An 11,462-nucleotide genomic window follows, 5' to 3' on the forward strand; every position below is an offset into this window, starting at 1 on the left:
GCCCTCGTCTTGCCGACTCCCCCTCAAGGGGGGAGTGATGCATATGAGCCGCTTTTCTTGTCCTCGATTGCGTAACGGCTTGGGGCGCCGCGTAAGTTCAGCAACGGCGGGAATCTATTTTGCCGCGGGCGCGGACTTTCGACGAGCTGCCGCCGGCGGCGCGGCGGGGAGGCGTCATTGCGCCCCCTGCGCGCACTGCCGGTCCAGGAATTCCGGCAATTCTTCCCAGCGCAGCGTCTGTTGCGGGCCTTCGCCGCGCAACGGTTTCACCGTCACTGCCCGGGCCGCGACCTCCCGTTCCGCCAGCACCAGCGCAAAGCGGGCGCCGGACTTGTCCGCCTTGCGGAACTGGGATTTCAGGCTGCCCCCGGCGCAGTGCGTCGTCAACTGCAACCACGGCAGCCGGTCGCGCAGGGACTCCGCCAACCGCAGGCCAGGCGCCACCGCCGTCTCGTCGGCCAGGAGCAGGTAGGCATGGCGGGGGAGGCCGCCGCCCGCCGGCGCGCCTTGGTCTTGCAGCAGGGCCTGGATGCGGTCCAGGCCGATGGCAAAGCCGATGGCGGGGGTCTGGGGGCCGCCGAAACGAGCGGCCAGCTCATCGTACCTGCCCCCCGCGCATATCGCGTCCTGCGCCCCCAGCCCCGGCGCCAGCCACTCGAATACCAGCCCGGAGTAGTAATCGAGACCGCGCACGAGGCGCGGATTGACCCGGTGCGCGAGCCCCAGCTCTTCGAGCAGGGCGCATACCTGGCACAGGCGGTCCCGGGATGGCGCGTCCAGGCAGTCGCGCAGGTCCGGGGCGGCGCGGGTCAACTCGCGGAGCTTCGGATCTTTACTGTCCATAAGGCGCAGGGGATTGTCGCGCAGCCTCCTGGCCTCCTCCTCGTTCAGGAGGTTCTGGTGCGGGCGAAAATACTCGCCGAGCCGCCGGCGGTATTCCTCCCTGCTCTGCGGGCTGCCGAGCATGTTGAGCTCCAGGACAATGCCCGGCAGCCCGAGTGCGCTCCATATGCGGGCGCCCATGGCAAGCATCTCGACTTCGATGGCGGCGCCGGCCATTCCGTAAACCTCGACACCGGCTTGGCGGAACTGGCGGTGTCTGCCTTTCTGCGGCCTTTCGTAGCGGAACATCGGCCCCGCGTACCACAGTTTCCGGGCCTGAGTCAGGAGGCCGTTTTCCACGGCGGCGCGGACGCAGCCGGCGGTGCCTTCCGGGCGCAGGGTGAGATCGTTGCCTCCGCGGTCCCGAAAGGAATACATTTCCTTGGACACGATGTCGGTCAGTTCGCCTATGGAACGCTGGAAGGTCTCGGTGCGATCCACGATGGGGAAGCGGATCTCGCGGTAGCCGTAGCGCGCAAAGACGTCCGTGATGGCCTGCTCCATGGCCCGCCAGCCGGCGGACTGGTCGGGGGGAACGGTGCGCATTCCCCGTACGGCCTGGATGCGGGCGGTCAAAGATTTTCCCGCGGTTGCGGCTGTCCCCGAAGCTCGAAGCGGGCCACGTTGCCGTGCGCGTAGGCGCTGACATCCAGCGGTTCCCCGTTGTAGGACAGGCGGACCGCGGGCGCGTTGCCCAACAGGATGGCGAACGGTTCCTGGCCCTCAAGGAAGAAGCGATCGGTGGCGTACCCCATCTTGGCCAACAGCACCTTGCCGCGCGCATCCCGGACCTCTATCCAGCACTCGTCCAACAGCTCCAGGGAGACAATGGCGCTTGGTTTGGCGGCTGCCGCAGGGGCGGGCGGCGGAATCTCCGTTTGCGCCGCGCCCGCCGCTTCCTCCGGCGCCTCGACCGGCCCGCCGGATTCCGCGGATTCTACGGAGGATTCTACGGATTCTACGGAGACGCCAGGGAGAGGGAGGGGCCGATCCGGCCCGGCATTCGCGTCGGCGGCCGCATCTGCGGCCGCATTCGGGACGGCCGCATCCGGAGCGGGCGCAATCGGGACGGAGTACCGCGCCGCGCCTGCAGGCGGCTCGATCTGACGGCGTTCCTGCCACCAGTAGGAGAAGAACAGGGCGAGCAGGACGGCGGCGACCAGATGGGTAAATACGCGGACATGCCGCTCGTGACCGAGCTTCCGATATTTGCGGCCGGCGCTCAGGCGCCGCACTTCCTCCTGCCGCGGGGCGCCGCGCCGGCCGATGCCGTCGGCGAGCGCCCCTTCGTTCACGCCCACCAGGCGCGCGTAGCTGCGCAGGTAGCCTTGCATATATACGAACGGCAAGTCCGGGGAGTGCCCCGATTCCAGGTCGCCAATGGTGTGCGCGTTCAGATGGAGCTCGGCCGCCACCTCGCCGATGCTGAGCTGTTTCCGCTCGCGGGCCTGGCGCAGGAGTTCCCCCGGCGGCGGGGAGGGAGGCGCTACGGTGCCGGGTGCCGCCTTGGCCGGGTCAGTCCTCGCCACGGGCCTCGCCGCGACTCTCTGCAGGGGGTCCGCCGCGACCTGCGCTGGGGCTTGCGCCGCGAGCCTTGCCGCGGGTCTCCTCCAGCAGGCGCGTTTCCGGCGCATCGGGGAAAGAAGCGCGCAACGCCCGGGCATAGCGCTTCTCGGCGTTCCGGTCGCCCAGTTGCCTCTCGATCCGCACGCCCAGCCACAGGCTGGCGGCCGTGTACGTTTCCCCTGTGTCGGCGTAACGCTGCAGGTACGCCCGCGCGGACAGGTATTCCCGCAGCTGGTATTTGAGGCCGGACATATGCAACAGGGCGATGGGCTGCCCGGGGGATTGCGACAGCGCCCGCTGCAGGTAGGTCTCCGCCTCCTCCAGCTCGTCGTTGCTTATGAGACAGATCGCCAGGTTGGTATAAGGGATTTCCGGGGTCTGGTAAACCGGGTCCCGGGCAGCCCGTAAAAAGGCCTCCCGGGCCGGGCCGACCTTGCCCGTTTGGCACAGAAATTGGGCATAGTTGTTCAGGATGTCGGGATTGTCCGGGTCCAGTTTTACCGCCCTGCGGTAATGTTTGTCCGCTTTTTTGGGTTGGGTGGTCAGACTGTAGAACAGCCCATACGTCATATGCGTTTGCGGCTGTTTGGGATCGGTGTCGAAAGCCTTTTGCAATTTCTTTTCGGCGACCTGGAACCTGCCGTCCTGCATGTAGGCGATCGCCAGTTGCAGGTTGGCCTCTACCACACGCGACTTCTCCTCCTTGCTGAGGCTCGGGGTCCGCGCGCAGGCGCCGAGCAGCAGCGCCGCAACGGCCAGGCACGGGAAACCATAGCGGCGCAGGCGCCTCATGCGGGCGGCCCGGTTCTCATGCGCATGGATACCGCCGGTCATCGGGTCCTGCGACAAATTTCATCCGGGGAGAAGAAGATCGCGATCTCGGCGCGGGCGCTCTGGGAGCTGTCGGAGCCGTGCACCGCGTTCTCGTGTACGCCGCCGCTTTTTACGCTGTTGGCAAAGTCGTGGCGGATCGTGCCGGCGGCGGCGTACTTGGGGATGGTGGCCCCCATGATCTTGCGCTGCTTGCGAATGGCGTCTTCCCCCTCAAGCACCTGCACCATCACGGGCCCCGAAGTCATGAATTGCACAAGTTCGCGAAAGAAGGGCCGGTCCCTGTGAACTTCGTAGAGATTTTCCGCCTGGCGGGGGGAGAGGTGCAGCATTTTGGCGGCAATCACCCGCAGGCCGGTTTGCTCGAACCGGGAGTAGATCTCGCCGATCAAGTTCTTGGCCACGGCATCCGGCTTGACGATTGACAGGGTGCGTTCCACCGCCGCGGTTTTCTGCGGGCGCTCCGCGCGCCTTGGCGTCTTCCGAGCTTTCGCTTTTGCCGCCGGGGCCGGCTGGCCGCTCATATCGGGGAACGCCCGGACGGCAGCCGGAAGCGCCGTCCCGCCCTGCCCGAAACGTTGGCGCCCGAAAATGCGCCCGGGGTCTTGCGGGGCGGCTGGCAATACTCGGTAAAATCGCCCTCGTTCAGGCTGGTTCGAGGTATGAATGGCATCTTCGATCAGGTCCGGGGCCGTCGCGCATATGGTAACAGAAAGTCCGTTTCGATCGGAGTATCCTCAACCGGCGCCGCACTGGCCGGACGCAATCGCCTGGGAACAAGAGGCAGAAAGGAATTGCGTAGGCCGGGCGCCCTTCAGTCCCGCTTCCGGCATCCTGCCTGAACCATGCCCCGGCAGACCCGGACCGGGAACGTGGTCAACGGTTCGTAGGCGGGGGGGGTGAGCGCGTCTCCCGTGCGCGCGCAGAACCGCGCGCCGTGCCTGGGGCAGACGATTTCTTCGCCGTCCAGCAATTCCGCGGCGGCAAGCCCGGTGCGGAATATGGGGGAAAAGTCGTGGCTGCACTCGTCCGCCACGGCATAGAACCGCCCGCCGACATTGATGACCGCGACCGGGGTATCCGCCACCGTCGCCACCCGAAAGCCCCCGGGGCCGATCTCCTCCACGGGGGCGATATCGAACCAGTCTTCGCCGTCCGCCATCAGAACAACCCCGCCTCCAGGCGGGCCGCTTCCGACATCCTGCTCTGATCCCAGGGCGGCTCGAAGGTGAGCTCCACGTTGACCTCCGTTACGTTGGGGACGGAGGCGACCGCGGCGCGGACATCTTCCGCCAGAAATTGGCCCATGCCGCAACCGGGAGCGGTCAAGGTCATGGCGATCTCAACCCGGTTGCGGCCCTTCTCCCCCAGCGGCGTCACCTTGCAGTCGTAGATCAGGCCGAGGTCAACGATGTTGATGGGGATCTCCGGGTCGTAACAGCCCCTGAGCTTTTCCCATATCAGCGGTTCTTCGACGCTGCCGTCGCCTTGCGGCGCGGCGGGCGGCGCCGTCTCCTCCTCCGTCTCGGGGACGTCGAAGCCCAGGGCGTCGGCATCCTTGCCGGCGACGCGCGCCAGGTTGCCGTTGACGTTCAACGTGTATCCGCCGCCCAGCGCCTGCACGATGAACGCCACGCTGCCGGCCGGGAGGAGGATCCGCGTCCCCGCGGGGATCAGGACCGCGGCGCAGTCCCGCTCCAGGGTGACCGGCTTGTCTATATCCGCCATGTCGGTCGGGTTCATTCCGTGGATACCGCTTCCTGGGAGCCGGCCAGGGCGGCGCGCAAGGTGTGCCAGCTCAAGGTAGCGCATTTGACGCGCGACGGGTAGTCCTTCACGCCCGCCAGGGCGGCGAGTTTGCCCATGCGCTCCGGGGCGGCGGATTCCCCCGATGCCGTCACCATTTCCTGGAATTCCTGCATGAAGCGCTGCGCCTCCTCCTCGGTCCTGCCCTTGACGGCTTCGGTCATCAAGGAGGCCGATGCGATGGAGATCGCGCATCCCGTACCTTGAAAGGTTGCGTCCTCGATGCGCGAGGACCTGACATTGAGGTACAGGACAATCCGGTCTCCGCAGAGGGGATTGTAGCCTTCCACGCGCCGGTCGGCAGCGGCCAGCTCCCGGAAATTGCGGGGGTTCCGATTGTGGTCTATGACCACATCCCGGTAAAGGTCGCGCAGGTCCGACATCAGCTCAGGAGGCGCACCGCCTTGCGCAAGGCGTCCGCCAGGCGCCCGGCCTCTTCGATGGTGTTGTAAAACGCGAACGAGGCGCGGGCGGTGGCGGGGATCCGAAAACGCTCCATGACCGGCATCGAGCAGTGGTGCCCGGCACGGATGGCGATGCCTTCCTGGTCGAGAACGGTGCCCAGGTCGTGCGGGTGAATCCCGTCCACGGTGAACGACAGCAACGAGCATTTTCGCTCCGCCGTACCCACCAGGCGCACGCCGGGGATCTCCCGCAGGAAGGCGCTGGCATGTTGCAGCAATTCCGCCTCGTGCGCCTGGAGCGCAACCGGGTCCAGGGATTCCATGTAGCGAATCGCCGCCCCCAGGCCCATTACGCCCGCGATGTGCGGCGTCCCCGCCTCGAAACGATGCGGGCTCTCGTTGTACACGGCCTTCGCCATCGTCACCGCGCGGATCATGTTGCCGCCCCCTTCCCAGGGCGGCATGTTCTCCAGATGGCGCTCCTTGCCGTACAGGATGCCGATCCCGGTGGGGCCGAAGAACTTGTGCGCCGAGAATGCGTAGAAGTCGCAGTCCAGCCGCGTTACGTCTATGGGCATGTGCGGGATCGCCTGGGCGCCATCCACAAGCACCGGGGTGCCGTTCGCGTGGGCGCGTTCGACCAGCCACCGGATATCGTTGACGGTGCCCAGCGCATTCGACACGTGGGTGACGGCCACCAGGCGGGTGCAGGGGCCCAACAGCCTTTCGTATTCCTCCCGCACCAGCTCTCCCCGGTCGTCAATCGGGACGTAAAGCAGGCGCGCCCCGGTCTGTTCGCACAGCATTTGCCAGGGAACGATGTTGGAATGGTGCTCCATCTCGGTGATCAGGATCTCGTCCCACGGGCCGAGCCGCGGACGCCCGTAACTCTGCGCGACCAGGTTGATCGCTTCCGTCGTGCCGCGTACGAAAACGATCTCCCTGGGAGAAGAGGCATGGATGTATTCCTGTACCTGCCGCCGCACCGCCTCGTAGGCGGCAGAGGCATGTTCGCTAAGAAAATGGATGCCGCGGTGCACGTTCGCATATTCCTGGCGGTAGCAATTGCCGACGGCCTCGATAACCGAGCTGGGCTTCTGTGCCGATGCGGCGTTGTCCAGATAGGTCAACGGCTGGTCATAGACTCGGCGGGACAGGATGGGGAAGTCGCCGCGGATCCGTTCCACGTCCCATGCTATCGCCGGGGCGAACCCCGGGGCGAACCGTTGCGCAGGAGCGGGCGTGCCGGTCACCGGGCGACTCTCAGGCGCGGCCCCGGGCCGGCATCCCCGGCAAGGCGGCGATCATCCGGGTCCGCAACGGCTCGAACTCGATCTTATCGAGCACCTGCATGGCAAAGGCCATGGTCAGCGCCCGTTCCGCCGCTGCCTCGTCCAAGGCCCGGGTGCGCAGGTAAAACAGGGCGTCCTGGTCCAGGCGCCCGACGGTGGCCGAGTGGCTGCACTGTACGTCGTCGGCATGGATCTCGAGGTTCGGCTCGGTACGGGCCCGCGCTTGCGCGGAGAGCAGCAGGTTGGCGTTCTTCTGCCGCGCCTCGGTCTTCTGGGCCTGCGCATGGATGACGACCCGGCCGCTGAAGGCGCTGGCGCCGCGGTCGCGGATCAGGCCCAGGAAGGTCTGCTCGCTGCAGGTGTGGGGGCTGCGGTGATCTACATGCGTCCTACAGTCCAGGTGGCGGCGGCCGTCCACCGCGTAAAGCCCGTACAGGGTCGCCTGCGCCCCCTTCCCTGACAGGTTCACATGCAGCTTCCGCCGCCCGACGGCAGCGCCCCTGGACAGCGTCCAGGAACGGTAGCTGCTGCGCTCTTCCTGCCGCACGTACACATCGCCCATATGGAAATTGCCTTCGCCTCCCTCCTGGACCTGGTAATGGCTGAGCTTGGCGCCGGGCCGCAGGATCGCCTCGGTGACGGCGTTGCAGAGGTGCCTGCCTTGCCCCAGGGCGTAGTAACTTTCCACCAGCACCGCCTCGGCGCCTTCTTCCAGCACGATCAGGTTGCGCGGGTGCACGGCCAGCAGCCCGTCGCCGGCCAGGTCGAAATGCAGCAGGTGCACAGGGGCGGCGCGCTGCCGCGCCGGGACCCGCAGGCATACTCCGTCGCTCAGGAAGGCCGTGTTCAGGAGCGCGAAGGCGTGGGGGGAGTCGAGGCAGGAACCCAGGTGATCGGCGACGAAACCGGCGGGCTGCCGCAGTCGTTCCGCCAGGCTGCCGCACTCGATCCCGGCGGCGGCCCCATTGCCGACGGCACTGGCGGCGGACAGGCGCGGAGAGAGCCGGCCATTGACGGAGACCAGTTCCCGGGGGCAGAGACCGGCGGCGCCCCGCATCTGCTCCGTTGCCGCCGCCGGGGCGGAGGCTTCGTCCGGGGCGCCGGCGACGACGAAGGGACATTGCGCGATGGCGCCGGTATCCGTGTAGCGCCATTCCCCGGCCCGGCTTTGCGGAATACCGGCAGCGAGAAAATCGCGCAGGGCCGCCTCCCTGCGGGGGCGCATCCATTCCCCGGGGAGCCGGTCCCGGAGCCGCTCGAACTCGCCCGAGTAATGCCGGCAAACTTCGCGGGCATCCGCGTTCATTGCCGCTCGAACTCCTCGTAGCCGTGCCGTTCCAACTGCCGGGCCAACTGCCGGTCGCCGGAGCTGACCACCCGGCCCCCGATCATAATATGCACCTGGTCAGGCGCGACGTATTCCAGCAAACGCTGGTAGTGCGTGATCAGAAGGATGGACCGCTCCGGGCTGCGCAGTTTTTCCAGAGTGGCGCCGACCGTCCTGAGAGTGTCTATGTCCAGCCCCGAGTCAATCTCGTCCAGGACCGCCAGGGTCGGTTCCAGAACGGCCATCTGCAGCATTTCGTTGCGTTTTTTCTCGCCCCCGGAAAAGCCCTCGTTGATCGGACGGTGCAGCATTTCCTCGTCCATGCCCACGGCCTCCAGTTTCTCCCTGACCAGCGCGAGGAATTCGAATGCGTCCAGGTCGGGTTGGTCGCGGCTGGCGCGCAATGTGTTCAAGGCGGACTTCAGCAGGTAGATGTTGCTGACGCCGGGGATCTCGACGGGATGCTGGAAACCGAGGAACAACCCCTGCCGCGCGCGCTCCTCGATCGGCGCTTGCAACAGGTCCCTGCCGACAAAGCGGACCTCGCCGCGAGTGACCCGGTAACCCTCGTGGCCGGCCAGGACATTCGCCAGGGTGCTCTTCCCGGAACCGTTCGGCCCCATGATCGCATGCACTTCGCCGGCGCCGAGTTCCAGGTTCACTCCGTTCAGGATGGATTTCCCATCCGCGTCGGCATGTAGATCGCTAATGCGAAGCATGTTCGGGACGAAGCGCCGGGTCAGCCAACCGCGTTTTCCAGCGTGACTTCAAGCAGTTTCTGCGCCTCGACCGCGAATTCCATGGGGAGTTCCTTGAACACCTGCTTGCAAAAGCCGCCAATGACCAGGTTGATCGCGTCTTCTTCGGAAAGCCCCCGCTGCTTGCAGTAATACAACTGGTCCGCGCTGATCCGGGACGTCGTGGCCTCATGCTCGACCTGGCAACCCGGATTGTCCGTCTCGATGCGGGGGAACGTGTGCGCGCCGCAACGGTCCCCCATCAGCAGAGAGTCGCACTGGGTGTAGTTGCGGCTCCCCGCCGCGTTCCTCCCGACCCGGATCAGCCCCCGGTAGGTGTTCTGCCCGTGCCTCGCGGAAATGCCCTTGGAAATCACGGTGCTGCGCGTGTCCCTGCCCAGGTGGATCATCTTGGTGCCGGTATCGGCCTGCTGGTGGTTATTGGTCACGGCGACGGAATGGAACTTGCCCACGCTGCGGTCGCCGCGCAGGACGCAACTCGGGTACTTCCAGGTGATCGCCGAGCCGGTCTCCACCTGCGTCCAGGAAATGCGTGACCGGGCGCCCCTGCACTCGCCGCGCTTGGTGACGAAATTGTAGATGCCGCCCTTCCCTTCCTCGTCCCCGGGATACCAGTTCTGCACGGTGGAGTATTTGATTTCGGCATCGTCCAGGGCGACCAGTTCCACTACCGCCGCGTGCAGCTGGTTCTCGTCGCGCATGGGGGCGGTGCAGCCTTCCAGGTAACTGACGTAGCTGCCTTTGTCGGCCACGATCAGGGTGCGTTCGAATTGGCCCGTGTTCAGGGCATTGATGCGAAAGTAGGTGGACAACTCCATCGGGCAGCGCGTGTTTTCGGGGATGTAGCAGAAAGAACCGTCGGTGAACACGGCCGAGTTCAGCGCCGCGAAGAAATTGTCGGACACGGGCACCACAGTGCCCAGATATTTCCGCACCAGTTCCGGGTGCTGCCGCACCGCCTCCGAGAAGGGACAAAAGATGACGCCCGCCGCGGCCAGCTTCTCCTTGAAGGTGGTGGCCACGGAAACGCTGTCGAAGACCGCGTCCACAGCGACCCCCGCCAGGATCTCCCGCTCCCGCAACGGGATGCCCAGTTTCTCGTAGGTCTCCAGCAGTTTCGGGTCCACCTCGTCCAGGCTTTTCGGGCCCTTCTTGTTGGAGCGCGGCGCCGAGTAGTAGGAGATCGCCTGATAATCAATCGCCGGGTAGCGTATATTGGCCCAGGCGGGTTCCCGCATTTTTTGCCAGTGACGGTATGCCTCCAGCCGCCACTCGAGCAGCCATTGCGGCTCTTCCTTCTTGCGCGAGATTCGCCGAATGACCGCCTCGTCCAGTCCCGGCGGCATGGTATCCGCCGCGACGTCGGTATAAAAACCCGGGGCGTACCCGTCCGCCCCCGGCAGTTCTATGGCTGGGGACGACTCCGCCGCCGCGCCCGCAACCGCCGCCCGTGCCTTATTTTGCATCTTGCGCCTCCGCCGTCCTGCCCGAATCGGCAACGGTAAAACTCTCGCCGCAACCGCAGCTCTGGGTTACGTTGGGATTGTTGAACACGAATTCCTCGTTGACCCCCTTGCGGGCGTAGTCCAGCTCGGTGCCGGCCAGCAACAAGAGACTCCTGGCGTCCACCACCACCTCGATGCCGCGGGAGCGGAACACGCGATCATTCGCCCCAACCTCGCGCGCGGTCTCCACCACGTACCGGTAACCCGAGCACCCGGCGTCCTTGACGCCCACGCGCAACCTGCCGCCGTCCTCCCGCTGCCGCTGCATGAACTGGCGCACGTGCACGGCGGCGCGCTCCGTCAAGGTGATTCCCGCTGCCGGCACGGTCCCGGTCCTCAGCCCGCCATACCGCGGGAGACGGCGCCTTGCGCCCGCGGCGCGGCGGCAACCTGGTCCTGCCGTCTTGCCACTTGGCGCACCGCCTGCTTGCGGGCCAGGTCCGCCAACGTCATGTTGCGCAGGAAATCGGCAATCCAGCCGTTGAGTTCCGCCCACAGGCTGTGCGTCAGGCAGGGTTGGTTCCCCAGGCAGTTCTTTTTGCCGCCGCAACGGGTCGAGTCCAGCGGCTCCTTCACGGCAAGGATCACCTCGGCCAGGGTAATGCAGTCGGCGTCCCGATCGAGCCGGTAGCCGCCGCCGGGGCCGCGGATGCTCCGCACCAGCCGTTGCCGGCGCAGGCAGGCAAAGAGCTGCTCCAGGTAACTCTGGGAAATATCCTGGCGCATGGCAATGTCCGCCAGCGGCACGATGGCGCCCTCCTCTCCATGCAGGGCGATATCCAGCATGGCGGTGATCGCGTAGCGGCCCTTGGCTGTAAGTCGCATAAGACTGTAAAAATCTGCTGTTCGCGCTTCCGTTGCCCGATTCGAAGCGACCGGGTTTTGCCCTGGATACCATACCCGATTATTTTAGTCAAGTATGTGTATGTGGCGGCCCCATCCAGCCGTTACGCAATCGCGGGCAAAAGATTCCCACCCCGCCATTCCCGCCCTCACCCCGCCATTCCCGCGCAGCAGGCTGTGTAAAAACCATTTGCTTTTTTGGAAGTGGGGAAACAGTGCTCTGTCATTCCGGCCCCTCTTGTCATTCC

At 65.9% G+C, this 11,462-nt stretch carries 13 protein-coding genes; all 13 read right to left on the reverse strand.

The window, feature by feature from the left end; translation table 11 throughout:
• Positions 1-174 precede the first annotated feature (174 nt).
• The 13 genes from hisS to OXU43_02660 all read right to left on the reverse strand — a co-directional run bounded on the left by hisS (position 175) and on the right by OXU43_02660 (position 11,196).
• Complete coding sequence (gene hisS, locus OXU43_02600) at positions 175-1,458, reverse strand: histidine--tRNA ligase (GenBank protein MDD9824049.1); 1,284 nt, start codon at positions 1,456-1,458, stop codon at positions 175-177.
• On the reverse strand, positions 1,455-2,411 hold the full coding sequence (locus OXU43_02605; GenBank protein MDD9824050.1) for a DUF4115 domain-containing protein: 957 nt from the start codon (positions 2,409-2,411) through the stop codon (positions 1,455-1,457). The genes hisS and OXU43_02605 overlap by 4 nt, the downstream gene beginning before the upstream one ends.
• The gene (pilW, locus tag OXU43_02610; protein ID MDD9824051.1) at positions 2,398-3,282 is read right to left on the reverse strand and encodes a type IV pilus biogenesis/stability protein PilW; all 885 of its coding nucleotides are present in this window, start codon (positions 3,280-3,282) and stop codon (positions 2,398-2,400) included. The genes OXU43_02605 and pilW overlap by 14 nt, the downstream gene beginning before the upstream one ends.
• Positions 3,279-3,803, reverse strand: coding sequence for a nucleoside-diphosphate kinase (ndk, locus tag OXU43_02615; protein MDD9824052.1), 525 nt, complete (start codon positions 3,801-3,803; stop codon positions 3,279-3,281). The genes pilW and ndk overlap by 4 nt, the downstream gene beginning before the upstream one ends.
• A gap of 290 nt (positions 3,804-4,093) precedes the next feature.
• Positions 4,094-4,441, reverse strand: coding sequence for a non-heme iron oxygenase ferredoxin subunit (locus tag OXU43_02620; protein MDD9824053.1), 348 nt, complete (start codon positions 4,439-4,441; stop codon positions 4,094-4,096).
• Positions 4,441-5,022, reverse strand: coding sequence for a putative Fe-S cluster assembly protein SufT (sufT, locus tag OXU43_02625; protein ID MDD9824054.1), 582 nt, complete (start codon positions 5,020-5,022; stop codon positions 4,441-4,443). Before sufT ends, OXU43_02620 begins: the two co-directional genes overlap by 1 nt.
• Complete coding sequence (locus OXU43_02630) at positions 5,019-5,468, reverse strand: SUF system NifU family Fe-S cluster assembly protein (GenBank protein MDD9824055.1); 450 nt, start codon at positions 5,466-5,468, stop codon at positions 5,019-5,021. Before OXU43_02630 ends, sufT begins: the two co-directional genes overlap by 4 nt.
• Positions 5,468-6,742: a cysteine desulfurase gene (locus tag OXU43_02635; GenBank protein MDD9824056.1), complete on the reverse strand. Its 1,275-nt coding sequence runs from the start codon at positions 6,740-6,742 to the stop codon at positions 5,468-5,470. Before OXU43_02635 ends, OXU43_02630 begins: the two co-directional genes overlap by 1 nt.
• Positions 6,743-6,752: 10 nt before the next feature.
• Positions 6,753-8,087, reverse strand: a complete 1,335-nt coding sequence (sufD, locus tag OXU43_02640; GenBank protein ID MDD9824057.1) for a Fe-S cluster assembly protein SufD — start codon at positions 8,085-8,087, stop codon at positions 6,753-6,755.
• The gene (gene sufC, locus OXU43_02645; protein ID MDD9824058.1) at positions 8,084-8,827 is read right to left on the reverse strand and encodes a Fe-S cluster assembly ATPase SufC; all 744 of its coding nucleotides are present in this window, start codon (positions 8,825-8,827) and stop codon (positions 8,084-8,086) included. The genes sufD and sufC overlap by 4 nt, the downstream gene beginning before the upstream one ends.
• 20 nt (positions 8,828-8,847) lie before the next feature.
• Positions 8,848-10,332, reverse strand: a complete 1,485-nt coding sequence (gene sufB / locus OXU43_02650; GenBank protein ID MDD9824059.1) for a Fe-S cluster assembly protein SufB — start codon at positions 10,330-10,332, stop codon at positions 8,848-8,850.
• Complete coding sequence (locus tag OXU43_02655) at positions 10,322-10,696, reverse strand: iron-sulfur cluster assembly accessory protein (protein ID MDD9824060.1); 375 nt, start codon at positions 10,694-10,696, stop codon at positions 10,322-10,324. The genes sufB and OXU43_02655 overlap by 11 nt, the downstream gene beginning before the upstream one ends.
• A gap of 11 nt (positions 10,697-10,707) precedes the next feature.
• Positions 10,708-11,196 carry an Rrf2 family transcriptional regulator gene (locus OXU43_02660; GenBank protein ID MDD9824061.1) on the reverse strand — a complete coding sequence of 163 codons (489 nt, stop codon included), beginning with the start codon at positions 11,194-11,196 and terminating at the stop codon, positions 10,708-10,710.
• Positions 11,197-11,462 lie beyond the last annotated feature (266 nt).

Source organism: Gammaproteobacteria bacterium (assembly GCA_028817255.1).
Classification (GTDB): Bacteria; Pseudomonadota; Gammaproteobacteria; order Porifericomitales; family Porifericomitaceae; genus Porifericomes; species Porifericomes azotivorans.

Coding starts and splice junctions, on each gene's coding strand:
- pilW (MDD9824051.1), bottom strand. CDS start 3,282: ATGACCGGCGGTATCCATGCGCATGAGAACCGGGCCGCCCGCATGAGG.
- ndk (MDD9824052.1), bottom strand. CDS start 3,803: ATGAGCGGCCAGCCGGCCCCGGCGGCAAAAGCGAAAGCTCGGAAGACG.
- OXU43_02620 (MDD9824053.1), bottom strand. CDS start 4,441: ATGGCGGACGGCGAAGACTGGTTCGATATCGCCCCCGTGGAGGAGATC.
- sufT (MDD9824054.1), bottom strand. CDS start 5,022: ATGAACCCGACCGACATGGCGGATATAGACAAGCCGGTCACCCTGGAG.
- OXU43_02630 (MDD9824055.1), bottom strand. CDS start 5,468: ATGTCGGACCTGCGCGACCTTTACCGGGATGTGGTCATAGACCACAAT.
- sufD (MDD9824057.1), bottom strand. CDS start 8,087: ATGAACGCGGATGCCCGCGAAGTTTGCCGGCATTACTCGGGCGAGTTC.
- sufC (MDD9824058.1), bottom strand. CDS start 8,827: ATGCTTCGCATTAGCGATCTACATGCCGACGCGGATGGGAAATCCATC.
- sufB (MDD9824059.1), bottom strand. CDS start 10,332: ATGCAAAATAAGGCACGGGCGGCGGTTGCGGGCGCGGCGGCGGAGTCG.
- OXU43_02660 (MDD9824061.1), bottom strand. CDS start 11,196: ATGCGACTTACAGCCAAGGGCCGCTACGCGATCACCGCCATGCTGGAT.